24 protein-coding genes are annotated in these 24,756 nt (G+C 72.3%); 2 read left to right on the forward strand and 22 right to left on the reverse strand.

The genetic code is table 11. The features are described 5' to 3' along the window. Positions 1 to 50: 50 nt before the first annotated feature. The 17 genes from whiG to proS form a co-directional block, all read right to left on the reverse strand. Entirely contained in the window at positions 51 to 887 is an 837-nt protein-coding gene (gene whiG, locus ACFYYR_RS12300) for an RNA polymerase sigma factor WhiG (protein WP_388850559.1), read from the reverse strand. 241 nt (positions 888 to 1,128) lie between these two features. After that, the gene (gene dprA / locus ACFYYR_RS12305; RefSeq protein WP_388850562.1) at positions 1,129 to 2,412 is read right to left on the reverse strand and encodes a DNA-processing protein DprA; all 1,284 of its coding nucleotides are present in this window, start codon (positions 2,410 to 2,412) and stop codon (positions 1,129 to 1,131) included. Then, positions 2,295 to 3,914 carry a YifB family Mg chelatase-like AAA ATPase gene (locus ACFYYR_RS12310; RefSeq protein ID WP_388850565.1) on the reverse strand — a complete coding sequence of 540 codons (1,620 nt, stop codon included), beginning with the start codon at positions 3,912 to 3,914 and terminating at the stop codon, positions 2,295 to 2,297. Before ACFYYR_RS12310 ends, dprA begins: the two co-directional genes overlap by 118 nt. Continuing rightward, complete coding sequence (locus ACFYYR_RS12315; RefSeq protein WP_388850568.1) at positions 3,915 to 4,289, reverse strand: YraN family protein; 375 nt, start codon at positions 4,287 to 4,289, stop codon at positions 3,915 to 3,917. A 299-nt stretch (positions 4,290 to 4,588) separates the two neighbouring features. Next, on the reverse strand, positions 4,589 to 4,915 hold the full coding sequence (locus ACFYYR_RS12320) for a DUF2469 domain-containing protein (protein ID WP_388850571.1): 327 nt from the start codon (positions 4,913 to 4,915) through the stop codon (positions 4,589 to 4,591). Positions 4,916 to 4,969: 54 nt separating this feature from the next. Beyond that, positions 4,970 to 5,449 (reverse strand): NUDIX hydrolase, encoded by a 480-nt coding sequence (locus ACFYYR_RS12325; RefSeq protein ID WP_388850574.1) that lies wholly within the window; start codon positions 5,447 to 5,449, stop codon positions 4,970 to 4,972. Between the two features lie 40 nt (positions 5,450 to 5,489). Continuing rightward, positions 5,490 to 6,221: a signal peptidase I gene (gene lepB / locus ACFYYR_RS12330; protein WP_388850577.1), complete on the reverse strand. Its 732-nt coding sequence runs from the start codon at positions 6,219 to 6,221 to the stop codon at positions 5,490 to 5,492. Positions 6,222 to 6,497: 276 nt separating this feature from the next. Then, positions 6,498 to 7,415: a signal peptidase I gene (gene lepB / locus ACFYYR_RS12335; protein ID WP_388851354.1), complete on the reverse strand. Its 918-nt coding sequence runs from the start codon at positions 7,413 to 7,415 to the stop codon at positions 6,498 to 6,500. After that, on the reverse strand, positions 7,354 to 8,424 hold the full coding sequence (lepB, locus tag ACFYYR_RS12340; protein ID WP_388850580.1) for a signal peptidase I: 1,071 nt from the start codon (positions 8,422 to 8,424) through the stop codon (positions 7,354 to 7,356). Before lepB (ACFYYR_RS12340) ends, lepB (ACFYYR_RS12335) begins: the two co-directional genes overlap by 62 nt. After that, on the reverse strand, positions 8,417 to 9,217 hold the full coding sequence (gene lepB, locus ACFYYR_RS12345) for a signal peptidase I (RefSeq protein WP_388850583.1): 801 nt from the start codon (positions 9,215 to 9,217) through the stop codon (positions 8,417 to 8,419). Before lepB (ACFYYR_RS12345) ends, lepB (ACFYYR_RS12340) begins: the two co-directional genes overlap by 8 nt. Before the next feature lie 45 nt (positions 9,218 to 9,262). Beyond that, a complete protein-coding gene (gene rplS / locus ACFYYR_RS12350; RefSeq protein ID WP_351511479.1) occupies positions 9,263 to 9,610 on the reverse strand; it encodes a 50S ribosomal protein L19 in 348 nt (115 codons plus the stop codon). Positions 9,611 to 9,748: 138 nt separating this feature from the next. Next, positions 9,749 to 10,567 (reverse strand): tRNA (guanosine(37)-N1)-methyltransferase TrmD, encoded by an 819-nt coding sequence (gene trmD, locus ACFYYR_RS12355; RefSeq protein ID WP_388850587.1) that lies wholly within the window; start codon positions 10,565 to 10,567, stop codon positions 9,749 to 9,751. Then, complete coding sequence (gene rimM / locus ACFYYR_RS12360; protein WP_388850590.1) at positions 10,567 to 11,160, reverse strand: ribosome maturation factor RimM; 594 nt, start codon at positions 11,158 to 11,160, stop codon at positions 10,567 to 10,569. Before rimM ends, trmD begins: the two co-directional genes overlap by 1 nt. 173 nt (positions 11,161 to 11,333) lie before the next feature. Beyond that, entirely contained in the window at positions 11,334 to 11,573 is a 240-nt protein-coding gene (locus tag ACFYYR_RS12365) for an RNA-binding protein (RefSeq protein ID WP_388850593.1), read from the reverse strand. A 2-nt stretch (positions 11,574 to 11,575) separates the two neighbouring features. Beyond that, positions 11,576 to 12,019, reverse strand: a complete 444-nt coding sequence (rpsP, locus tag ACFYYR_RS12370) for a 30S ribosomal protein S16 (RefSeq protein ID WP_388850596.1) — start codon at positions 12,017 to 12,019, stop codon at positions 11,576 to 11,578. Between the two features lie 222 nt (positions 12,020 to 12,241). After that, the gene (locus tag ACFYYR_RS12375) at positions 12,242 to 12,832 is read right to left on the reverse strand and encodes a hypothetical protein (protein ID WP_388850599.1); all 591 of its coding nucleotides are present in this window, start codon (positions 12,830 to 12,832) and stop codon (positions 12,242 to 12,244) included. A gap of 269 nt (positions 12,833 to 13,101) precedes the next feature. Then, complete coding sequence (proS, locus tag ACFYYR_RS12380; RefSeq protein WP_388850602.1) at positions 13,102 to 14,532, reverse strand: proline--tRNA ligase; 1,431 nt, start codon at positions 14,530 to 14,532, stop codon at positions 13,102 to 13,104. 217 nt (positions 14,533 to 14,749) lie between these two features. Here proS and ACFYYR_RS12385 point away from each other — a divergent pair, with 217 nt between their 5' ends. Further along, entirely contained in the window at positions 14,750 to 15,601 is an 852-nt protein-coding gene (locus tag ACFYYR_RS12385; protein ID WP_388850605.1) for an SAM-dependent methyltransferase, read from the forward strand. Between the two features lie 84 nt (positions 15,602 to 15,685). Here ACFYYR_RS12385 and ffh read toward each other — a convergent pair whose 3' ends face one another. The 5 genes from ffh to ACFYYR_RS12410 form a co-directional block, all read right to left on the reverse strand. Continuing rightward, positions 15,686 to 17,245, reverse strand: a complete 1,560-nt coding sequence (gene ffh, locus ACFYYR_RS12390; protein WP_388850608.1) for a signal recognition particle protein — start codon at positions 17,243 to 17,245, stop codon at positions 15,686 to 15,688. Positions 17,246 to 17,375: 130 nt separating this feature from the next. Next, positions 17,376 to 19,940, reverse strand: coding sequence for a [protein-PII] uridylyltransferase (locus ACFYYR_RS12395; RefSeq protein ID WP_388851357.1), 2,565 nt, complete (start codon positions 19,938 to 19,940; stop codon positions 17,376 to 17,378). A 61-nt stretch (positions 19,941 to 20,001) separates the two neighbouring features. Then, a complete protein-coding gene (locus ACFYYR_RS12400) occupies positions 20,002 to 20,340 on the reverse strand; it encodes a P-II family nitrogen regulator (protein WP_388850611.1) in 339 nt (112 codons plus the stop codon). Continuing rightward, positions 20,337 to 21,650, reverse strand: coding sequence for an ammonium transporter (locus ACFYYR_RS12405; protein ID WP_388850614.1), 1,314 nt, complete (start codon positions 21,648 to 21,650; stop codon positions 20,337 to 20,339). The genes ACFYYR_RS12400 and ACFYYR_RS12405 overlap by 4 nt, the downstream gene beginning before the upstream one ends. 343 nt (positions 21,651 to 21,993) lie before the next feature. Continuing rightward, positions 21,994 to 23,484 carry a hypothetical protein gene (locus ACFYYR_RS12410; RefSeq protein ID WP_388851360.1) on the reverse strand — a complete coding sequence of 497 codons (1,491 nt, stop codon included), beginning with the start codon at positions 23,482 to 23,484 and terminating at the stop codon, positions 21,994 to 21,996. Between the two features lie 449 nt (positions 23,485 to 23,933). Here ACFYYR_RS12410 and ACFYYR_RS12415 point away from each other — a divergent pair, with 449 nt between their 5' ends. After that, on the forward strand, positions 23,934 to 24,614 hold the full coding sequence (locus ACFYYR_RS12415; RefSeq protein ID WP_388850616.1) for a bifunctional DNA primase/polymerase: 681 nt from the start codon (positions 23,934 to 23,936) through the stop codon (positions 24,612 to 24,614). The last annotated feature ends 142 nt before the right edge of the window (positions 24,615 to 24,756 follow it).

The following is a 24,756-nucleotide window of genomic DNA, read 5'->3' on the forward strand; positions in this document are numbered from 1 at the left end:
ACGAAGACCGCGCGGACGCAGAAGTAATTGATCGTTCACGAAGAGACGATTCAGCGAGCCACGTCGGCCAGCTTGGCCCTCAGCTGGAGGACCGACTTGGTGTGGATCTGGCTGACCCGGCTCTCCGTCACCCCCAGGACCTGCCCGATCTCCGCAAGGGTCAGCCCCTCGTAGTAGTAGAGGGTGACAACGGTCTTCTCCCGGTCCGGGAGGGTGTTGATGGCCCGTGCCAGCAGCCGGCGCAGCTCGCGGTCCTCGGCCACCTCGACGGGGTTGTCCGCCGCGGTGTCCTCCAGGGTGTCCATCAGGCTGAGCCGGTCGCCGCCCTCGCCGCCGGAGTGCAGCAGTTCCTCCAGCGCCACCACGTTGGCCAGCGACAACTGACTGAAGACGTTGTGCAGTTCGTCGAGCCCGATGCCCATCTCCGCGGCGACCTCCGCCTCGGACGGCGTGCGGCGCAGCGCCGCCTCCAGGGTCGCGTAGGCGCGCTCCACGGCCCGTGCCTTCTGCCGGACCGAACGGGGGATCCAGTCGAGCGCGCGCAGTTCGTCGATCATCGCGCCGCGGATGCGCGTGATCGCGTACGTCTCGAACTTGATGGACCGGTCCGGATCGAACTTCTCGATCGCGTCAATGAGCCCGAAGACTCCGGACGACACGAAATCGGCCTGCTCGACATTGGGGGGCAGGCCGACGCTGACGCGGCCCGCCACGTACTTCACCAGGGGCGAGTAGTGCAGGATCAACTGTTCCCGCAGCCTGACGTCGGCCGTGGCCTTGTACGACCGCCACAGTTCGTCGAGCGACGAGGGGGCGGCGGGACGCACGCTGCCGCGAGCCGCGGGTGGCACTGCCGCACGGTCAGACCCGGAGGTGTGCTGGGGCATTCGTCGCCTTGAGCCGTTCTGCCGTCACAGGAGTGAGGACGTATGTCTTGGTCGGAACGCTTGTGAGCGTAGCGTGACTGAAGCGTCGCAGAGTGCGAAGAGAGCTGGTTCATGCTTGCGCAGATACGTTCCCGGGCCGCTCCTGGGAGTTACGCCTGTGCCGGTACCTGTCGGCCGTGCACAGAACACAAAGTCGGCTGTTGGGGTCATCGGCCCAACCCTGTCACCCGATCGCCGCAGGTCAAGGACCGCCTCGCGGGGTACCGGCGGTGCCCCCGGGAGAGCGGGGCAACTGCCATCGTTCGCCGTGCCGTTCGACGAACCCCAGTGACTGCAGTTCGCACAGCCTTGCCCATGCTTCGTCATATCCGGTACCCGCATCCCGGGCGATCCTCGGCACGTCGGCACTCGCCCGTGCCGGCAGCGCGTCCAGCACCCTGGTGGCCGTGGGATCCAGCAGGTCCCGCGCGACGACGGGCCCCCGCCGCTCGGGCGCCAGTTCGCCGATGCTCCCGATGAGTTCGATGACCTCGGCGGTGTCGGTGACCAGCTCGGCACCGCCTCTCAGCAGTTCGTGGACCCCCGCCGAGAGGCCCGACGTCACCGCGCCCGGCACCCCCATCGCCACCCTGCCCAGCTGCTGCGCGCGCCGCGCCGTCACCAGGGATCCGCTGCGGTACTGCGCCTCGACGACGACCGTGCCCCGGGTGAGGGCGGCGATCACCCGGTTGCGCAGCACGAACCGGCTGCGGGTGGGGTGAGCCCCCGGTGGTAATTCGGCCACCAGCAGGCCCTGTTCCGCGATCCTGCCGAGCAACTCCGTGTGCCCGCGCGGATAGGCGACGTCCACCCCGCAGGCGAGCACCCCGATGGTGGCGCCTCCGCCCGCGAGTGCGCCCCGGTGGACGGCGCCGTCGACGCCGTACGCGCCGCCCGACACCACGGTCCATCCGGCTTCGGCGAGCCCCGTGCCGAGGGTGGCGGCGACATGGGCGCCGTACTCGGTGCAGGCCCGCGCACCGACGACGGCGACGGACGTGAGCGCCCAGATCCGCAGGGAGGGCCGGCCCCGCACCCACAGCCCGACCGGACGGGCATCGCCGAGGTCGTCGAGCTGCTGGGGCCACTCCGGCTCACCGGGGCAGAGGAACCGGGCGCCGGCCGCCTCCGCCGCGGCGAGGTCCGCCGTCGGGTCGAGCCGTTCGGCCCGCAGGCGGTACCCGGCCCAGCGCGCCGCGCCGACCGACGACGGAGGCCTGCCGGACCCTCTCAGCGCCTCCAGCACATCGACCGGTCCGGCGTCCCTCAGCCAGGCTCCGACCAGCTCGTCGCCGGGTTCGACGATCCTGGTGAGCGCCGCACGGGCCAGCCGCTGTTCCACCGGGCCGTCCCGCCCGGCGGCCGCGGTCACCGCGCCCCGCCGGTGAGGACGGCGCCACGGCTGACACCGGTCCGCAGTTGCAGGGCGTGCGCCACGTCGGGAGCGGTGGGGCGGTCCCGCCCGGCCAGATCGGCGACGGTCCACGCCACCCGCAGGACACGGTCGAGACCGCGCGCCGTGAGCAGCCCGCGTTCCATGTCGCGCTCGGCCGCCGCCATGGCCCCTGCCGCGGGCTGCCAGCGGACCCGCAGTTCGTGCCCGGGCACCTCCCCGTTGATGCGCCACGGGGTGCCCGACAGCCGCGCGGCGGCGCGCTCCCTGGCCTCGCGCACCCGGCCGGTGACGGCGGCGCTGGACTCACCGGGCCGGACCCCGCCGGCCAGCTCGGACCGGCTCACGGGCTCGACGTCGACCTGCAGGTCCACCCGGTCCATCAGCGGGCCCGACAGCCGTGACTGATAGCGGCGCACCACAGCCGGAGGGCAGTCGCACCCCCGGCCGCGCAGGGCATGGCGGCCACAGGGGCAGGGGTTCGCGGCGAGGACGAGGAGGAACCGGGCGGGCAGCCGCACCACTCCGGCACTGCGCGCCACCACCACCTGACCCGACTCCAGGGGCTGCCGCAGGGCGTCGAGGGCGCGGCCGCTGAATTCCGGGGCCTCGTCGAGGAACAGCACGCCCCGGTGCGACAGCGAGACGGCGCCGGGGCGCGGCACCCCGTTGCCGCCGCCCACCAGCGACGGCATCGTCGCCGAATGGTGCGGCGCACAGTACGGCGGGACGGTCAGCAGCGGCTTCCCCGGCGGCAGCAGGCCCGCCACCGAGTGCACCGCGGTGACCTCCAGCGACTCCTGCCGGGTGAGCGGCGGCAGCAGCGAGGGGAGCCGCTCGGCGAGCATGGTCTTGCCGGCGCCCGGCGGGCCCTTCAGGTAGAGGTGGTGGCCGCCCGCCGCCGCCACCTCCAGGGCCGACCGGGCTCCCCGCTGGCCCGCGACCTCCGCCAGATCCGGCAGGCCGTCGTCGGAGGCCCCGGTGAGGAGGCCCGCCCCGGTGCCCGCGCCCGGCACCGTGAGCCCGGCCAGCATCGGATCCGGCCGCCCCTCCTCCGGAGGGGCTTCCTCCTCCGGGACCGGCTCGTCGGCGAGCACCGCGATGAGCTGGCGCAGGCTGCGGACCCCGAGCACCGAGATGCCGGGAACGAGCGACGCCTCCGCGGCCGTCCGCTCGGGAACCACGACCTGGCGGTATCCGGCCTCGGCCGCCGCGAGCACCGAGGGCAGCACCCCTCGCACGGGGCGCACCCGCCCGTCGAGACCGAGCTCCCCGACCATCACCAGGTCCGCGATCTCCCGCGGGTCGATCCGCTCCGAGGCCGCCAGCACGGCGCAGGCCACCGCAAGGTCGAAGCCGCTGCCGGCCTTGGGCACCGACGCCGGGCTGAGCCCCACCGTGAGCTTCTTCTGCGGCCACTCCGCGCCCGAGTTCACCACCGCGGCACGCACCCGGTCGCGGCTCTCCACGAGGCTCTTGTCCGGCAGCCCCACGAGGGCGAAGGCCGCGACCCCCGGTTCGAGGTCGGCCTGGACCTCGACGACGACGCCCTCGACTCCGACGAGGGCCACCGCACACGTACGGGCGAAGACCACTCAGGCCACCCCCCGCACGTGCTCCACGACCGGAGCGCCACGCAGCGGCAGCAGCACACCGACGAGATCGATGCGCACCCCTCCCGGCGGCACCCCGTCGTGCCGCTCCAGCCAGCACTCGGCGAGCCAGCGGGAGGCCAGCCGGCGGAGCCGCTCGGACTTGCGCCGGGTCACCGCCGCCATCGGGTGCTCGTAGTGACCGGCGCGGCGGGTCTTGACCTCGCACACCACCAGCGCGTCACGGTCCGTCGCCACGATGTCGATCTCGCCCTCCTGGCAGCGCCAGTTGCGCTCCAGGACCGTCATGCCGGCGAGGGCCAGCTTCCGCGCCGCCAGGTCCTCCCCGTAGCGGCCGAGCGCTCCTCGTGCGTTCATGAGTACCACCTCCGTCACCGACTGTGACGGAAGGGAGGGGTTCTCGGGGATCATGGTCGAGATCTGTGGACAGCACGGTGATTGTGGACAACGCGGCCACTCGATCGGGTGACCGGCTCGCTCGCCCCGACGCCGGCACAGGCCCTGGTGCCACCCTTGCCTGTGGGCACACCGCCGAGATCACCCGCACCACCGAAGCCCATCACCCAGCGCAACCGAGCAGCCCGCCCGGCGGGCCCGACACGGGCCCGCGCCGGCCGCCCCGTCAGCCGTTGAAGCCCGCCAGCTGCTGAGGCCAGTCAGCTGTTGAAGCCCGACTCTCCGGAGGGCAGGTCCAGGTCGGCCTTGTTGAGCTCCTCGATGTTCACATCCTTGAACGTGAGCACCCGCACCTGCTTGACGAACCGCGCCGGGCGGTACATGTCCCACACCCAGGCATCCGCCATCGACACCTCGAAGAACACCTCGCCCTGCACCGAGTGCACCTGCATCTCGTAGTCATTGGTGAGGTAGAAGCGCCGCTCGGTCTCGATCACATATTTGAACAGACCGACGACATCGCGGTACTCCCGGTAGAGCTTCAGCTCCATCTCGGTCTCGTACTTCTCGAGGTCCTCGGCGCTCATGGCATGTTCCCCTTCAGCCGTGCGTCCCCCTATTGTGCGTCAGTTCCGCGGGCCCTAGACGATTTCTGCGGCCAGGACCTCGGGCGTGCTCGGGGGACCCTCGACGAGCAGCGTCCGGAGCAGCTCGGCGAGTCTGGTCGGATACACCGTCTCACGCGTCGCGGACAGTTCCTCCGATGTCCACCATCGCAGGCCCCGCACGCTGCGCCGTTCCAGGTCCGTGTGACCGCCCGTGTCGGTCCGCGTCCGTACGGTACGCGCGAGGTAATACCACTCGTTCTGGTCCCAGCGTCGCCCGTCGAACGGGAAGGAGCAGCTGCGCCGCCACAGCAGCGGCCCGAGCCGTACCTCGCTGATCCCGGTCTCCTCGGCCAGCTCCCGGCGTGCCGCCTGCTCCAGGCTCTCGCCCTCCTCGACTCCGCCGCCCGGTGTGAACCACCAGGTGGAGGTGGGGTCCGCGGGTTCGAAGCCGTGGAGCAGCAGAATCCTGTCGTCGGGGTCCAGCAGGACTACGCGGGCGACCGTGCGCTCCATGGTGTCGGGCCTCCGTCCCTCGCTGTCGAGTCTCCGCCCGTCAGACGCCCGCCGGAGCCTGTCGCCGCCCCAGACGGCGGGCGAGGGGCCCGTAGGCCGCTCCGCCGAGGATCAGTACGGCGCCGGACACCACCGCGGTGACCAGCAGCGTCATGGGCCCGGGCTGCGAGACCCCGCCGGGCAGCTTCGCGAAGCCCTCCGGCCGGGCGAGCATCCCGAAGCCCTCCGACGGCCACACGGTGCCGTCCACCCGGGCGTCCACCGCACTGCGCGGCACCGATCCGTGCTCCGCGTCGGCCAGGTGCTCGCGCGAGTCCACGGAGGCGTGCCGGTTGTCGCCCAGCAGGAACAGCTTCCCCTGGGGCACGGAGGCCTGGAACTTCTCGTAGGAGGCGTCCTTGCCGGAGAGGTAGGCCTCGTCGACCGGCTCGCCGTTCACGGTCAGCCGGCCCTGCGCGTCGCAGCAGCCGACCTTGTCCCCGCCGACTCCGACCACGCGCTTGACCATGGGCATGTCGCCCCATACCGCGTCCCGGAAGACGACGACGTCGCCGCGCCGGACCTCGCCGCCGTCGACGCGCTGAGCGAGCACCCGGGCTCCGGGGGCCACGGTCGGTGCCATGGAGTCGGTCGGCACGGTGTACGGCTTGTAGAGGACCGCGCCCCATACGAAACCGCCGAGGAAGAGCACACAGCCGACGGCCACGGCCAGTCCGGACAGCACACTGCCCAGCCGGCCGTGGCCGTCATCCGTACGTGGTGCCTCGCTCATCCCAGCTCCTCGCCTCGAAGATCTGGGACCGCACCCTACCCGGCGGTATCGGCGTCGTCAGCCGCCCCGCGTCGTCTTCCTCGGTCCCGGCCGTCCCCGCCCGGCCACCGTCCCAGGGGGCCGGATCAGGGATTCTCCGGCATCGACCGGGATTCCGCCCGGAGTGACCGGAGCATGCCGGTGCCGCTCAGGATCGGCGCCCGGCGGACCCGGCCGGATCGCGGACGTGGCCCGGAGGACCGGCCGAAACGCGGGAGGGCCGGACGAGAGGGGAGGTCAGAACCGCTCCAGCGGCTTGTCCACCCGGCCCTTGGCGATCAGGCGCCGACGGCGCCACAGCACCAGCGGCGCCGCGCCGGCCAGCCCCAGGACCGCGGGCGCCGCGGCACCCGCCGCGTTCAGCCCGGGCTGGTCGAAGGTGTCCGGCACCGGCAGCGTGCTCCAGCGGCTGATCGGCCAGGCCACCACGATCGCGCGCCCGACGACCTCGCTGTTCGCCACCGTGCCGTTACCCGGCAGGTTCTGGTGGTAGCGCGAGTCGAGGGAGTTCTGACGGTGGTCCCCCATGACCCAGATACGGCCCTCGGGCACCTTGATCGGACCGAACGGCTTGTCGCCGCAGGGGGTGTTCCCCGGGTAGAGGTACGGCTCGTCGAGCTTCTTGCCGTTGACCTTGACCGGCTGGTTCCCGCCCTTGCACTCGACGGTGTCCCCGCCGACCGCGATCACCCGCTTGATCAGGTCCTTCTCCTCGGCCGACGGCATGAGACCGATGAAGCTGAGGAAGGCCTGGATGCCCTCGGCGACGGGCCCGGAGTCCGTCTGCGGCATCTCGCCGAGCCACTTGCCGCCCGGGTCGTGGAAGACGACGACCTCGCCGCGCTCCGGCTCCGAGCCGAACCACGGGGTGAGCTTGTCCACCAGCACCCGGTCGCCCCGCTGCAGCGTGTCCTGCATCGAGTCCGAAGGAATCGAGAAGGCCTGCACCAGGAAGGTCTTGATCAGGAGGGCGAGCAGCAGGGCGATCCCGATGAGGATGGGCAGCTCCTTCCAGAAGGAGCGCTGCTTCTGCTGCTGCTTCACACGGCTGCCGCCCTCCTCCCCCTCCGCGCCGGGCCGCTCGGGGGCCTCCTCAGGCCGCTCCTCCGGGCGTTCTTCGGGCCCCTCGTGACCGGATCGTGCGCCGACCGCCAAATCCCCCACATCCACTCCTCACTCCACGCTGCCGCCTGTCCCGTACACGGTGCAGGCCCACCACTCCCATAACGAGCGGGAGTTCCGCAGGGGTCGGGAGCTGGATCGTTCCTTGCATTCCGGGGGACTCACCAGGCCCTTCGGCCCCGGTCCCGTAGGACACCCTAGGCGGTGGAGCACCCGCCGCTGTCGTCGCGCCACGCGCTTCGGGAACGGAGGCGTACGTCTCCGGTTCCTCGAGACGCCGCATATGGCCGAACGGCCAGGCGATGACCACGGCGCGGCCGACCACCAGGTCCTCGGCGACCGTGCCGCTGCCGGGCTCGTCCAGATGGAAGCGGGAGTCGGCGGAGTTGGCCCGGTGGTCCCCCATGACGAAGATGCGGCCGGGCGGCACCGTGACCGAGAACTTCATGTCCGAGGGACTGTTCCCGGGGTTGATGTAGGGCTCGTCGAGCGGCTTGCCATTGACCATGACCTTGCCGTCCTTGCCGCAGCACTTGACCGTGTCCCCGCCGACCGCGACCACGCGCTTGATGAGGTCCTGCTCGTCCTCCGACGGCAGCAGGCCGATGAACGTCAGCAGGTCCTTGCCCTGCTTGACCACCACCGGGTCGTCGCTGATGGAGGTCTTCTCCTTCTCCAGCCAGCCGCCCGGGTCCTTGAACACCACGACGTCCCCGCGCTGCGGCTTCGAGCCGAACCACGGGGTGAGCTTGTCCACCAGGACCCGGTCGCTGATCCGGATCGTCTGCTCCATCGAGCCCGAGGGGATCACGAACGCCTGGACCAGGAAGGTCTTGAGCACGAGCGCGATGGCCAGGGCCACTCCTATGAGGAGCGGCACCTCCTTGGTCGCGGAGAGCCGGCGCCGGCGCTTGACCCGCAGCGCCGCCTTGCGACGCTCGGCCCGGCCGGGTGTCACCCGTCCGGTGGTGGGACGCTCACCCGTCGGCAGACGGGTGTCCATGCGGTGCTGGCCCGCCCGCGGCCGCCCGCGGCTACCCATGGGTGCCGGCCGTCCCGTGCGCGGCGGTATCCGGTACCCGGTCGAACGCGTCCGGCCGGTCCAGGGAGGTCCAGTGGCCGCGGGGCCAGCCGATCCAGTCCGCTCTGCCGATCACGCGGTCGACCGGAACCACACCGCCGCCGGGCTCGCCGAGGTGATCGCGTGAGTCACGGGAAGCGCTGCGGTGGTCCCCCATCATCCACAGCCGCCCTTCCGGCACCACGATGTCGAAGGGCACCTGCGAGGGGGCGTCCCCCGGATACAGGTAGTCCTCGTCCACGGCCTGGCCGTTCACAGTGATCCTCCCCCGCCTGTCGCAGCAGATGACCCGGTCTCCCCCGACCCCGACCACGCGCTTGACGTAGTCGGTCTCGTCCGGCTGAGCCAGGCCCACCGCAGCGGCACCCTTCCGCAGCAGTGCGGTCACCGGATTCCCGGGCGGTCCCCCCTGGACGAACGATCCGGTGCCGTCGAAGACCACAACGTCCCCGCGCTGCGGATCGTCCCCGAAACGGTATGCCAGCTTGTTCACCATCACCCGGTCCCCGACCCGCAGCGTGTTCTCCATCGAGCTGCTCGGGATCAGGAAGGGCTGGACGACATAGGCGCTGAGCAGCATCAGAACGGCAGTGCAGAGACACCCCGCCAGCGCCGCGCGCCGCACGGGGCCGCATCGCCGGGAGCGCCCGCTCCACCACTCCTGCCCCGGAATACGCAGGGAGCGCGACCTCCGTTCACCCCCGTCAGGGGCTGAAGGGCGGTCGCGCTCCGCGAGTTGTGCGTCGGTGTCCATCGGGGCCAGAGCTTATCCGGCCCGGCCCGGACGGCCGACAGGAGCTCAGCGCTCGCGCTTCTCCTTGATCTTCGCGGCCTTGCCGCGCAGCTCACGCAGGTAGTACAGCTTGGCGCGACGCACGTCACCGCGGGTGACGACCTCGATCTTCTCGACGATCGGGGTGTGCACCGGGAAGGTGCGCTCGACGCCGACGCTGAAGCTCACCTTGCGGACGGTGAAGGTCTCCCGGACACCGGCGCCCTGGCGGCGGATGACCACGCCCTTGAACTGCTGGACACGGGAGCGGTTGCCCTCGATGACGCGCACGTGGACGTTCACGGTGTCGCCGGGGCGGAAGGCCGGGACGTCGGTGCGCAGCGAGGCGGAGTCGACGCTGTCGAGAAGGTGCATGACCGTCTGCTTTCTTCGCTGATGCCACAGGTCATCAGCGGAATACGAGATGAGTTTCGGATGCCATCGAAGATGGCGCTGCGGCGGGCGGGCGTCGTTCCCCCTGTGGCAGGGGCGCACGCCGGACACAGCAACGGCTCATTCTTCCACGGCCCGGGGCGCCCGCCAAAATCGGCCGTCCGCCCCCTCCTCCCAGCCGAGCTCGGCCAGGATGCGCCGGTCGTGCTTGTCGAGCGCGGCGGGGTCGCAGCGCTCGATCAGGTCGGGCCGGTTGCGGGTGGTCCGGCGGAACGCCTCGTCGCGCCGCCACCGGGCGATGTTGCCGTGGTGCCCGCTGACCAGCACCTCCGGGATGCCCCGGCCGCGCCACTGAGGGGGCTTGGTGTAGACCGGGCCCTCCAGGAGGTTCGCCATCGCGCCAGGGGCGAAGGAATCGTCCGCGTGCGACGCGGCGTTGCCGAGGACGCCGGGCAGCAGCCGGGCGACCGCCTCGGTGATCACCAGCACCGCCGCCTCGCCGCCGGCGAGGACGTAGTCCCCGATGGAGACCTCGTGGACCTCGAGCTTCTCGCCGTACTCCTCGATCACCCGCCGGTCGATGCCCTCGTAGCGGGCGGGGGTGAACACCAGCCAGGGCCGCTCGGAGAGCTCGACGGCCAGCTCCTGGGTGAACGGGCGGCCGCTGGGGGTCGGGACGACGAGCACCGGCGCCCCGGCCCCGGCCTCCCCGGACTCGATGACCGCGTCCAGCGCCTCACCCCAGGGGTCGGGCTTCATGACCATGCCGGGGCCGCCGCCGTAGGGGGTGTCGTCGACGGTGTTGTGGCGGTCGTGCGTCCACTCCCGCAGGTCGTGGACCCGGACGTCCAGCTGTCCGCGGGTGCGCGCCTTGCCGACGAGCGAGACGTTCAGCGGCTCCAGGTACTCGGGGAAGATGGTGACGACGTCGATGCGCATCAGCCGCCGTCCTCCGTCTTCTGCTCCTCCGCGCGGCCGGAGCCGTCGGCCTGCTCGGGGCGGCCGCTCGCGACCTCGGCCTCGGCGCCGTCGATCAGACCCGGCGGCGGGTCGATGACCGCCCGCTGCTCCTCCAGGTCGATCTCGGGGACGATCTCGGCGACGAACGGCACCATCACCTCGCTGCCGTCCGGGCGCCGCACGATCAGCAGGTCCTGGTACGGCAGATGGGAGATCTCGGCGATCCGGCCGACCTCGGTCCCGTCGACGGTCACCACGTCGAGGTCCATCAGCTGGTGGTCGTAGAACTCCTCGGGGTCCTCGGGGACCTCCTCGGGGTCGATCTCCGCGATGAGCAGGGTGTTCCGCAGCGCCTCGGCGGCGGTCCGGTCGGCTACGCCCGCGAAGCGCAGCAGCAGCCGGCCGCTGTGCACCCGGCCCGTCTCGATGGTCAGCGGTCCGGCCGAGGCCGGGTCCGTGGCCAGGACCGCGCCCGGACCCAGCCGCAGCTCCGGCTCGTCCGTGCGCACCTCGACGGTGACCTCGCCCTTGATGCCGTGGGCCCGGCCGATTCGCGCGACTACCAGCTGCACTCTCGGTTCACTCCTCTTCGCGGCTCGACCGCCGCCCCTCCCGAGGTGTTTCCGCGCGTCGAGGTTCTGCATGAATGGTTGCGGTTGACGTGCTGCATGCATGGTTGCAGTCGACAAAGGCCGGGGACGGCCCACTGGACCCTCCCCGGCCCGTGCCGGTGTTCAACCGCCTGTCAGTGGACCTGGTCCACGTCGACGAGGTCGACGCGGATGCCACGGCCACCGATGGCGCCCACGACGGTGCGCAGAGCACGCGCGGTGCGGCCGTTACGGCCGATCACCTTGCCGAGGTCGTCGGGGTGCACCCGGACCTCCAGCACGCGTCCGCGACGCAGGGTGCGCGAACCGACCTGCACCTCGTCGGGGTTGTCGACGATGCCCTTCACCAGGTGCTCGAGGGCCTCCTCGAGCATCCTCAGGCCTCGGTCGACTCGGTGGACTCAGCAGCCGGGGCCGCCTCGTCCGACTTCTTGTCGGCCTTCTTCGCCTTGGGGGTGATGGCCTCACCCTTCGGCTCCTCGCCGGAGTCCTTCACAGCGGCCTCGAAGAGGGCGCGCTTGTCGGCCTTCGGCTCGGCGACCTTCATCGGCGGCGGGGCGGGCAGACCCTTGTACTTCTGCCAGTCGCCGGTGACCTTGAGGATGGCGAGCACCGGCTCGGTCGGCTGCGCGCCGACACCCAGCCAGTACTGGGCACGCTCGGAGTCGACCTCGATGCGCGAGGGGTTCTGCACCGGGTGGTACAGACCGATCTCCTCGATGGCCCGGCCGTCACGGCGGGTACGGGAGTCGGCGACGACGATGCGGTAGTGCGGCGACCGGATCTTGCCCAGGCGCTTCAGCTTGATCTTGACTGCCACGGGAGTGGTGTCTCCTGCTCTATGACGTGTTTGAACGCACGGCTGCCACGTGGGGTTGTGGGATCCGAGTGCTCGATGGACGCGTCAGCCGAGGGAGAGAGGGGTCCGGACCGGCTGCCGAGTACTCAGCGGTCCATTCTGCCACACCACGGCGGCGTCGCCGTACGGCCCCCGGGCGCCCAGGACGGGAGCCCGGCGGACCGTACGGCGACGCCGCCGGGATCAGGCCGCCGCTGCCGCTTCGGGGATCCGGAACGGCTTGCCGCACCCGCCGCAGACGATCGGCGCCTGCGCCAGGACGGACGGAACGACCCGGACATTGCGCCCGCAGTCGCACACGGCCTTGACCCGCACCCCGCCCCCGGAGGAGCCGTGCCGGGCGGCGGGACCGCGGAAGCTCCGGGCGGAGTCGGTCGCCGTGGCGGCGGTGTGCGCCTTGAGGGCACGCTGCAGCCGCTCGATGGTCGGGCGGTAGCGCTTGCGCGCCTCGGGACTGAGAACGACCAGCGAGAAGCCGCTGCTGGGGTGCGGCTCCTCGGAGTGGTCCAGCCCCATCTCCTCGGCGATCGCGAGGAATCTCCGGTTGTGGTAGCGGCCGGCCCGCGACGTGTCGCGGATCCCGCGGGCCGCGGCGAGACCATGGACGGCTTCGTGGAGAAGCCGCTCGAAGGAGAGCTCGGCGCCGCAGGCGGACGAGGACTCTCCGATCAGTGATTCGGGCGCGGCGAGATCTGGCAGCTCGGGGTGGTGCCGTTGAATGTCGGCCCACGCCTGCGCCAGCTCCGCGGCGAGGACAGGTGGTGTCGTGCTCACGTCGTGACAACGAGCCGGAGTGCCCCGGTGTTCCGATTCCGGGGCATCCCAAATAATTTGCACGTACCAGTCAGTTCACACTCATGCGTCACGACGAGGGCGGGTGCGCCGATCCATGGAGGAGCTGCGCAGCTCCCACCAAGCCGGTACGTACCATCCCGTACGCCGTGAAGCGTAGGGAATCTCCTCACGCCCGGGGACGGGGCGGTTCCGGGGCCGTTGCCCCTGGTCCGCGCGGTGTCCCCGGGTCCGTCGGACCCGGCGTGCGCTCAGTACGAGCGCGCGACGATCGCGAGCGTACCGGGGGCGTCGTCGGAGTCGGGCACCGACCCGTCCTCGGCGACCAGACAGCGCACCGTCACCGCCTGCTCGGCGAGCCGGGCCTCACCCTCCGGGCCCAGATCGGCCCACGGGATCCGCGCCCAGCCGCCGGCCGTCGCGGCCTCGGCCGCCTCGTCGAGGGTGCGCACGTCGGAGGTCCGGGCCTCGCGGCGCTCGCGGGACTGCCGGAGCAGCAGCGCCTGGTCCTCCTCCAGGACCTTCGGCAGCAGGGTGTCCAGCTCGTCGATCCGCACCGGCTCCTTGCCGCCGGGGCTGTGCTTGCCCAGGATCCGGCGGGCCAGCACGGCGGTGCCGCTCTCCAGGTCACGGGGCCCGACCTCGATCCGGACCGGGACGCCCTTGAGCTCCCAGTCGACGGCCCGGCGGCCGAACGGGGTGTCGGTGCGGTCGTCGACCTGGACCCGGATGCCGGCGGCCTTCAGCCGGTCACCGATCTCGCGGACCGCCGCGATCACCGCGTCGTCGCCCTTGATGGCCAGGACCACGGCCTGGACCGGCGCCAGACGCGGCGGCACCCGCAGCCCGTCGTCGTCGCCGTGGGACATGATCAGGCCGCCGACCATCCGCGTCGAGGCGCCCCAGGAGGTCTGCCAGACCAGTTCCTGCTTGCCGTCCCGGGAGAGGTACTGGGTGCCGAACGCCTTGGCGAAGTTCTGTCCGAGCTCGTGGCTGGTGCCCATCTGCAGAGCCTTGCCGTCGCCCATCATGCCCTCGAGGGTGAGGGTGTTGATGGCTCCGGCGAAGCGCTCCCTGGGCGTCTTGCGGCCGAGCACCACGTCGATCCCGAGGACACCGGTCATGAAGTCCGCGTAGACGTTGCGGTGGATGTGGGCGGCGTAGTCCCGGGCGTCCTCGTAGGTGGCGTGGGCGGTGTGGCCCTCCTGCCAGAGGAACTCGGTGGTGCGGAGGAAGACGCGCGGGCGCATCTCCCAGCGGACCACGTTCGCCCACTGGTTGATCAGCAGCGGGAGGTCGCGGTAGCTCTGCACCCACTTCGAGAAGTACTCGTTGATGATCGTCTCGGAGGTGGGCCGGACCACGACCGGCTCGTCGAGCTCCTTGCCGCCGCCGTGGGTGACCACCGCCAGCTCCGGGGCGAATCCCTCGACGTGCTCCGCCTCGCGGGTCAGGTACGACTGCGGGATGAAGAGCGGGAAGTACGCGTTGGCGGCCCCCGCCTCCTTGATCCGGGCGTCGAGCTCCTGCTGCATCCGCTCCCAGAGGCCGTACCCGTACGGTCGGATGACCATGGTGCCGCGCACCGGGCCGTTGTCGGCCAGTTCGGCCTTGTTGATCAGGTCCTGGTACCAGCGCGGGAAGTCGTCCGCCCGGGGAGTGAGCACGGGAGCCTTTGCCATGGCGGAGATGGTACGGCGGTGCCACCCTGAAAGCTGAATCGGCCGGGCGCGCAGGTGGCGACGGGGGCGCACAAAGGGGGCACGCAAGCATTGCGGCACGCCCCCTGGACGCGGGAAGGGATGCGGAGTTCCCTGGCATACGGGGGAGCGGAGCAGCGCGGTCACGGGGGCGGGTCAACCAGCAGCGGAACGGCTCTCGGCGGATTGGGGCGCATCCATGACACCCACGCTCGTACGGCAGCACCACATCGACCCGGCATCCCCGCCTCGTCCGGACGGCATCGCGCGCGCCCGCGACTGGGCGGAGATCCAGGAGCGCATGCTGGTGCCGCTCTACGAAGCGGTCTACGAGCGGCTGGAGACCGGTCCCGGCACCCGGCTGCTGGGGCTGGGGTGCGGCTCGGGCCTCGCCCTGCTCATGGCGGCGGCGCGGGGGGCACAGGTGGCCGGCACGGAGCGAAATCCACGGCGGCTGGAACTGGCCCGGGAGCGGCTGCTGCCGCCGTACGACGACGGGTCAGCAGGGGGCGCGCCCCGGCTGGGCCGCGGGCCGGAGGACGTCGCGGCCCCCGGCGGACCGGCGTTCACCCTGGTGACGGCCTTCGACCCGCAGACGTACGCCGAGGGCGACCCGGTGCCGCTGCTCGCCGCGGCGGGCGCGGCGGCGGAGCGGGGCAGCCCGGTGGTACTGGCCGGCTGGGGTCCCGCCGAACGGTGCGCCACCTCGGCGGTGCTGCGGGTGGCCTCCCGGCCGGCCGACGGCCCGCCCGACGGCGACGGCACGCCGGGCGGCTGGCGCCCCGGCGGCCGTGACGACCTGGAGGACCTCGCGCACCGCGCGGGCCTGCGCCCCGACGGATCGGGGCGGGTGGCCTGCCCGTTCGGCTATGCCGGGATGGAGAGCGCGCTGCGGGGCCTGATGTCGACCGGACTCCTCGACGCCGCGGTGGCGGCGACCGACCCGGAACAGGTCGAGAAGGAGCTGACGGAGGCGCTGCACCCGCATCTGCGCGCCGACGGCACGGTCTGGATGCCGAACGTCTTCCGTTACCTCATCGCCCGGGTGTGAGGCGGGGCGCCGCGACCCGGGGCGCGGAGCCGGCGCACCGCCCGGAGGGGTGTCACCGGCGCCACGAGGCCCGCGGCGTACGCGTCACTTGCCGTCCGGCGGCAGCATGTCGCGGAACTCCTTGGGGAGTTCGAAGGAGCCCGGGCCCTGGTCGGCGCCCGGCGCGCCGAACGCGTTGCCCGCGGATGCCGCCCGGCGCTCGGCAGCCGCCTGCTCCTCGGCCTTGCGCTTCATCGGGTTGCCGCTCTTGCGCTTGCCCTTGGCCTGCTTCTGCTGCTTCTTCTGCCGGCCGGGGCCGCCGCCCATGCCCGGGACCCCCGGCATGCCGGGCATGCCGCCGCCCTGCGCCATCCGCGACATCATCTTGCGCGCCTCGAAGAACCGCTCCACCAGGTTCTTCACCGCGCTGACGTCGACGCCCGAGCCCTTGGCGATACGGGCGCGGCGGGAGCCGTTGATGATGTGCGGGTCGTGCCGCTCACCGGGCGTCATCGACTTGATGATCGCGGCGGTGCGGTCCACGTCCCGCTCGTCGAGGTTGTTGATCTGGTCCTTCATCTGCCCCATGCCCGGGAGCATGCCGAGCAGCTTGGAGATGGAGCCCATCTTCCGGACCTGTTCCATCTGGGCCAGGAAGTCGTCGAGGGTGAACTCCTTGGGGCCCTTCGCCAGCTTCTGGGCCATCTTCTCGGCCTCTTGCTGGCTGAAGGTCTGCTCGGCCTTCTCGATCAGGCTGAGCATGTCGCCCATGCCCAGGATGCGGGACGCCATGCGGTCCGGGTGGAACGCGTCGAAGTCGTCCAGCTTCTCGCCGTTGGAGGCGAACATGATCTGGCGGCCGGTGACGTGCGCGATCGAGAGCGCGGCACCGCCGCGGGCGTCGCCGTCGAGCTTGGAGAGGACCACGCCGTCGAAGCCGACGCCGTCCCGGAAGGCCTCGGCGGTGTTGACCGCGTCCTGACCGATCATGGCGTCGACCACGAACAGGACCTCGTCCGGGCTGACCGCGTCGCGGATGTCCGCGGCCTGCTGCATCAGCTCCTGGTCGATGCCGAGACGGCCGGCGGTGTCGACGATGACCACGTCGTGCTGCTTGCCGCGGGCGAACTCGATCGAGTCCTTCGCGACCTGCACCGGGTCGCCCACGCCGTTGCCCGGCTGCGGGGCGTAGACCGCGACGCCGGCGCGGTCGGCCACCACGGCGAGCTGGTTGACGGCGTTGGGGCGCTGGAGGTCGCAGGCGACGAGCAGCGGGGTGTGCCCCTGGCCCTTGAGCCACTGGCCGAGCTTTCCGGCGAGGGTGGTCTTACCGGCGCCCTGGAGACCGGCGAGCATGATCACGGTCGGCGGGTTCTTGGCGAACCGCAGACGGCGGGTCTCGCCGCCGAGGATGCCGATCAGCTCCTCGTTGACGATCTTGATGACCTGCTGCGCGGGGTTCAGCGCCTGGGAGACCTCGGCCCCGAGCGCGCGCTCCTTGACCTGCTTGATGAAGGCCCGGACGACCGGCAGCGCGACATCCGCCTCGAGGAGCGCGATGCGGATCTCGCGCGCCGTGGCGTCGATGTCCGCTTCGGACAGGCGGCCCTTGCCCCGGAGGTTCTTGAACGTCGCTGCGAGGCGGTCGGAAAGAGTGTCGAACACGGCGGTCGCGAATCCTCGGATCGGGGGCGGTCTCGGGCCTCCCCGGTGGAGCGGGGAAGAGTGCCCCCCAGCGTATCCGTCCGGCCCGGGTACGGTCTGCCCCGCACCCGGCCGGTCCCGCGCCGGCGGGTCAGCGCAGCGCCTCCTCGACGGTCCGCGCCACCTTCCCGGCCTGGGCACCGTCCAGCGGGGAGCCCGCGGCGTCCGTGACGTAGAACGCATCCACGGCGTTGGCGCCGAGCGTGCTGACGTGGGCGCTGCGCACCCGGACACCGGCCCCGTCCAGGGCGCGGCCGATGCGGTGCAGCAGCCCGGGGACGTCCTGGGCGCGCACCTCGATGACGGTGGCGCGGCGGGAGCCCTCCGGGGCGACGGTCACCCGCGGCGGCGGGGCCGGGACACCGCGACGGCGCGGGTAGGCCGCCTCGCGCTCCGCGAGCCGGCCCGGGATGTCGAGCGATCCGTCCAGGGCCCGGACCAGATCGCTGCGCAGCCGGGCGGCCTGGGGCAGCGAGCCGTACTCGGCGGCGACGCGCCAGGTGAGCAGCAGCACGCCGCCGGTCCGGCCGTCGGCGTCCGCGGTCCCCGGCGCCGCGCCCGCCGACCGGTGACCGGCGACGCCGTCCGGCAGATCGACGGCGCGCAGGTCCGCGGCGCGCACGGTGAGCCGGTGCATGGCCAGCACCCCGGCCACCGCGGGCAGCACGCCGGGCTGGTCGGGGACGGCGATGAGCAGTTCGACGCCGACCGGCTCCTGGGCGGGGCCGCGGTCGTCCGTGCCGGTCCGCGGCCGCTCCGCGTCCGGCGCGGTGCGCCCCTCCCCCGGCGGCTGCGGCTCGGTCCGGGTGTGCAGCGCCAGCACCGGGCCACCGGTGCGCCAGGACTCCAGCGCGAGCCGCTCCTGCTCCGCGGTGGGCTCCCCGGGGTCGGTCAGGTCCTCCACCGGCTCACCGGCGAGCACCGCGGCGGCCCGCTGGACCAGGTCGGCGACGAGCGAGCCGCGCCAGCCGCTCCACGCCGCGGGACCGGTGGCCAGGGCGTCGGCCTCGGTGAGCGCGTGCAGCAGTTCGAGGGTGCTGCCGCTGCCCACCGCGTCGGCCACGGACCGGACGGTCTCGGGGTCGTCCAGGTCGCGCCGGGTGGCGGTCTCCACCAGCAGCAGGTGGTGCCGGACGAGCGTGCCGAGCACCGCCGCGTCGGCCCGGTCGAAGCCGAGCCGTCCGGCCACGTCCCGGGCGATGACCTCGCCCGCGACGGAGTGGTCACCGGGCCAGCCCTTGCCGATGTCGTGCAGCAGCGCGGCCATGAGGAGCAGGTCGGGGCGGCCGACGCGGCGGGTGAGGCCGGAGGCGCGGACGGCGGTCTCCACCAGGTGCCGGTCGACGGTCCAGCGGTGGACGGGGTTGCGCTGCGGACGGCACCGCACCCGCTCCCAGTCCGGCAGCAGCCGGGTGATCAGCCCTTCGGCCTCCAGCGCCTCCCAGACGGCCACCGTGGAGACCCCGGCGCCCAGCAGGGTGACGAGCTGTTCGCGGGCCTCGGCGGGCCAGGGCTCGGGCAGCGGGCGTACGGCCGCGGCCAGGCGCCGTACGGCGTGGCGGGAGAGCGGCAGCCCCGCCTGGGCCGCCGCGGCGGCGGCCCGCAAGGGGAGCACGGGGTCCCGCTCGGGGCGCGCGGTGCGGGCGAGCACCACCTCGCCGTCCTGCTCCACGACGCCCTCGGCGAGCGGGGTGCGCTCGCCGTACTCCCCGGGCGCGTGGCTGCCGGTACGCGCCCCGCGGCCGCCCAGCAGCCCCCGGAACCGGGGCCTGGCGGCGCGCGACCGGAGCACCCGGCCCACCTCGCGCCACGTCACGTCCCCGGCGTACGACACGGTGCGCGCGGCCTCGTAGACCTGCCGCAGCAGGGCGTCGCCGTCCAGCAGGCCGAGATCGGCGGCGACCTGGTCCTGTTCCTGGAGGGCCAGCCGGTCGGTGGCCCGTCCGGTGGCCAGATGCAGGGCGTCCCGGGTGTCCAGCAGCCGGCGGCGGGCCTCCTCCAGGCCCTCCCGCGGGGCGTCGGCCAGCCAGGACGCGGCGACGGCCCGCAGGGCGGTCAGGTCACGCAGCCCGCCGCGGGCCTCCTTGAGGTCCGGCTCCAGCAGGAACTGCAGTTCGCCCTGGCGGTGGGCGCGTTCCCGGGTCAGTTCGTGCAGCTCGGGCAGCCGCTGCGGCGCCTGGTTGCGCCAGTCGGCGAGCACTGCGGTGCGCAGCCCGGCGGTGAGCCCGGCGTCGCCCGCGACATGCCGCGCGTCCAGCAGTCCGAGCTGCGCCTTCAGGTCCTCGCCCGCGGTCCCGCGCGCCTCGGCCGGGGTGCGGACGGAGTGGTCGAGGGCGAGCCCGAGGTCCCAGACCGGGTACCAGATCCGGTCCGCGAGCGCCGCCACGGCTCCGGCGTCCGCGGTCCCGTCGTGCAGGAGCAGCAGGTCGAGGTCGCTGCGCGGCGACAGCTCGCCGCGGCCGTAGCCGCCGACAGCCACCAGCGACACGCCCCGCGGCCGGTCGGCGTCGATCGCCCCGTTCAGCAGCGCGGCCAGCCACTCATCGGTGATCCGGGCCAGCCCCGTACGGCGCGGCGGCCCGGACCGCGCCCCCTCCTGGAGGAGGCGCAGCCGGGCCGCCGCATATCCGCCGGGTCCCGAGTCGGCCGGTTCCATCCGTTCTCCGATGCTCTCCGCTGTCACTCGGGCTCCCTGCCGTCGGTCGTGGGTCGTCCGCTCAGAGCGCGTCCGGGCCGCGCTCGCCGGTCCGGACCCGGACCGCCGACTCGACCGGGATGCTCCACACCTTGCCGTCGCCGATCTTGCCCGTGCGGGCCGCCTTCACGACGAGCTCGATCAGCTCCTCCGCGTCTGCGTCCTCGACCAGCACCTCGATGCGGATCTTGGGCACCAGGTCGACGGTGTACTCCGCGCCCCGGTACACCTCCGTGTGCCCGCGCTGGCGCCCGTAACCACTGGCCTCGGTGACGGTCAGACCGTGGACGCCGAACGACTGCAGCGCCTCCTTGATCTCGTCGAGCCGGTGCGGCTTCACGACCGCGGTGATGAGCTTCATGCGTCCACCTTCTTGTTCTTCCGGGCCTTCTCCGCCTGGTGCTGCTCGGTTGCCGGGGCGCTCTCCCTGCCGAGGGCGGGCACCGTACTACGGCCCACCGGCGAGCCCCCGACCGCGCTGAAGTCGTAGGCGGTCTCGGCGTGGAAGGCCTGGTCGACACCGGAGGTCTCGTCGTCCTCGCTCGCCCGGAAGCCGATGGTGGCGTCGACGAACCTGGCGAGGAGCCAGGACACGACGAAGGAGAAGGCCATCACCGAGAAGGCTCCGACCGCCTGCTTGCCGAGCTGGGTCAGGCCGCCGACCCCGTCGGTGGCCAGCAGGCCCACCAGCAGGGTGCCGAGGACACCGCCGACGAGGTGGACGCCGACGACGTCGAGGGAGTCGTCGAAGCCCAGCTTGTACTTGAGGCTGACCGCCCAGGAGCAGACCGCACCGGCGACCAGACCGATGGCGATGGCGCCGAAGGCGTTCACCGCGGCACCGGACGGGGTGATCGCGACGAGGCCCGCGACGGCGCCGGAGGCGGCGCCCAGCGTGGTGAACGCGCCGTGCCGGATCCGCTCGTAGACCAGCCAGCCGAGCATGGCGGCACCGGTCGCGACCTGCGTGTTCAGCGCCATGTTGGCGGCGGTTCCGTCGGCGGCGAGGGCCGAGCCGGCGTTGAAGCCGAACCAGCCGAACCACAGCAGTCCGGCGCCCAGCATCACCAGCGGGAGGCTGTGCGGCCGCATCGGCTCCTTCTTGAACCCGATGCGCTTGCCGACGACGAGCACGGCGGCGAGTGCGCCGATACCGGCGTTGATGTGCACCGCCGTGCCGCCGGCGAAGTCGATCACCTCGAGCTTGAACAGCCAGCCGTCGGCCTGCCACACCCAGTGCGCGACCGGGAAGTAGACGATGCTGACCCAGAGGGTGATGAACAGCGCCCAGGCGCTGAATTTCACCCGGTCCGCGAGCGCGCCGCTCATCAGCGCCGGCGTGATGATCGCGAACATCAGCTGGAACAGCGCGAAGGCGAAGACCGGAATGCCTTCCTTGCCGTCGGTCAGCGTCTCGGGGCTGATGCCCTTCAGGCCGATGTGATCGAGATTGCCGATCAGCCCCACGCCGGTGTCATCGCCGAAGGCCAGCGTGTAGCCGAACAGCACCCACAGCACGCTGACGATGCCGAGGGAGATGAAGGACATCATGAGCATGTTGAGGGCACTCTTCACCCGCACCATGCCGCCGTAGAAGAAGGCCAGTCCCGGTGTCATCAGCATGACGAGCGCGGCACTGATCAAAACGAATGCGGTATCTGCACCATTCAATGTCGACGTCTCCTCGTTGCGACGGCCCGTGCGGGCAAGGAACTGCTGTGGGCCGGTTTTCGCCACGAGATTGACTCAGGCCGGTTTCCGTCGATGCCGCACGGTGTTTCGCCGCAGTGACGAAGAGCGGCGGGATGTTACGCACGGATGAACTGCGCGCGTGCTCCGCGCCACCCGGTTACGCTCCCGCCGATCACGCGGACCGGCCGCGGCCGCCATCCGGATGACCTGGCATGAGGGGAGCCGAGTCGGGCTTCACGGGATGGCCGCCGCGGCCGGAGTCGATGGGCCGCGTACGTCGGTGACCAGGGGTTTTCCCAAGGTACGGCTGGAGCGTCTCGCCTCAGACCGCCTGGGCGACCTCCGGGGTGTCCGGCAGGTGGGTGGCGAGCTGCTCGGTGAGCCGGACGACCTCCGCCACCCCGGAGAAGTCCCGCGCCGCGCTGTCCACGGTCTTGCGCAACCGGGTGTTCACCCGCTCCGAGCGGACCTTCCGGGCGATGTCGAGGGCCTTTCCCGCCTGATCGGCGGAGTGCTCGGGCTCCTGCTTGAGCAGGTGGACGGTAGCCATCCCGATCAGATTCAGCGCGTAGGACCGCAGGTGCTCCGGGTCCTCGCGGAAGAGCTCCACGGCCTTGCGCATCACCGGCTCGGCGAGCGAGGCGTAGGTCGGGCTGCGGCCCGCCACGTACGCCAGGTCGCGGTAGGAGTGGGCGTTCTCCCCGTTGAGCTCGGCCTCCGAGAAGAAGCGGATCCAGTCCGGGTCGCCGTCCTTCGGCGAGGCGTCGCCGAAGGCGTCCTCGGCCATCCGGACCGCGCGGTGGCACTTGTTGGGCTGGCTCATGTTGGCGTACGCCCGGGCCTCCATCGCATACAGCATCGCCTGGGTCCGCGCGGTGGAGCAGTCCCGGCTGCCGTACTGGGCGAGATGGATCAGCTCCAGGGCGTCGTCCGGCCGCCCGAGGTGGATCATCTGCCGGCCCATGTTGGACAGGATGTACGAGCCGAGCGGCTTGTCCCCGGCCTCCTTCGCGGCGTGCAGCGCCAGGACGAAGTACTTCTGGGCGGTGGGCTGGAGCCCGATGTCGTAGCTCATCCACCCGGCCAGCTCGGCGAGCTCCGCTGCGATCTTGAACAGCCGCTGCGACACCGCCGACGGATGGGGCTCCTGCAACAGGTCGGTGACCTCGTGCAACTGGCCGACAACCGCCTTGCGCCGCAGCCCGCCACCGCACTGGGCGTCCCACTGCCGGAACATCACCGTGGTGGACTCCAGCAGATCCAGCTCCGGCCCGGACAGCCGGGCCGACCGCCGGGGGCCGGCCTGCGCGGGCACCGCGGGCCCGCCCGGCAGGCCGGAGGCCGGGGCGGGGACCAGCCACCGCTGCAGCGGTTCGACGAGGGCCGGGCCGGCGGCGAGCGCCAACGACGTCCCGAGGAAGCCGCGCCGCGCGAGCATGAGGTCGCTGCGCGAGAAGTCGCTGAGCAGCTCGACGGTCTGCGGACCCGTCCAGGGGAGATCCACGCCGGACACCGACGGCGACTGGTGCGCGGTGCGCAGACCGAGGTCCTCGATCGCCACGACACAGCCGAACCGCTCCGAGAACAGCTCCGAGAGAATCCGCGGGATCGGCTCGCGCGGCTGCTCGCCGTCGAGCCAGCGGCGCACCCGCGAGGTGTCGGTGCTGATGTGATGGGCGCCCATCTGGCGGGCGCGGCGGTTCACTTGGCGCGCCAGCTCGCCCTTCGACCAGCCGCTGCGCACGAACCACGAACCCAGCTGATCGTTGGGGCGCTTGTCGGCGCTCGTGCCGCCACCGCCACTGCCGCCCACCGAATACGCCCCCATCCCGGCTCAGCCGTTCCGTCCCGACCGCCTCCGGGGTGCCGCCCGCTGCGGCTCCTCGACCCCGGGAAGTGCCCCTCCGGCCGCATGACCGGACAGGCCGTCATGGCTCCGGCACACCCAACAGCGGGCGCTCTCCCGGCGGTTCGTGCACCGAAAGTAATCCTACGATCACTGCTCCCGCGAGGCCGTTCGCTGAAACGCCACCATTCGCCACCCCTTGGAATGAACTCCCCTGCGGCTCTTCACGCTTCACTTGACACCGGACGATCAGCGAACGGTGGAGCGGTGTGCGCAAGGGCGCATGCGCCGCCGCACGCCACCCGCCGCGCCACACCACGCCGCCCGCCGCATGGGGCAAGAGCGGAATCACAACGGACGGTGATGGCGAGACTCCATGACGTAACCATCGGCGACTGCGACCCGTTGGAGGGAGCATGGGCTTCACGATCGGCGGCATCCTCGACATGCGGTCCGGCTCGCGGCGGCGCAGCCGCGCGTCCGAGTCCACGGCGGTGGCGGAGTACACCGGCCTGTGGGGGTGGGACGTCGCCCCCGGCGCCCGGGCCAAGCGGCCCGGTGACGGCGGTCCCGCCGTGTGTTCCTGCGGGGAGGCGGACTGCCCCGCCCCCGGGGCCCATCCCCTGGTCTTCGCCCCCGAGGTGAAGGCCGGGGCCACGCTGGAGGAGGTGCTGGCCGCCTGGCGCGAGGTGCCGGGCGCCGCGGTGCTGCTGCCCGTGGGCCGCTCCTTCGACGTCATCGAGGTGGCCGAACCGGTCGGCCGGCACGCTCTGGTCCGCCTGGAGCGGATGGGGCTCCCCGTCGGTCCCGTGGCCGTCACACCGCACCGGCGCGCGCAGTTCTTCGTGGCCCCCGGGGCTGCCGCCGAGCTCCCCGCGCTGCTCTACCGGATGGGCTGGGACGACGCCGCGGAGCTGGATCTGCGCGGGATCGGCACCGGCGGGCACATCACCGCTCCGCCGTCCGACCTGGCCGGGCTCGGCCCGGTGCGCTGGCTCCGCCCGCCGACGCTGGACACCGCGGGCCGCCCCCCGGAGGCGCGGATCCTACTGGGCACGCTGGCGTACTGCTGCCACCGCTCGGCGTTCTACGCCTGAGGCGACGCGGGCGGCCGCGCAAGGCTGCTGCCGCGGGCCGCCGACGGCTCGCCGGGGAGCACGAGGCGCAGGACCCGCGGCGCGGAACTCCGGCACCCGGCACGACGGGGCCCGTGGTCAGCCCACTCACGTGAGTAGGCTG

Origin of the sequence: Streptomyces sp. NPDC001922 (genome assembly GCF_042891165.1) — a bacterium.
Taxonomy (GTDB): domain Bacteria; phylum Actinomycetota; class Actinomycetes; order Streptomycetales; family Streptomycetaceae; genus Streptomyces.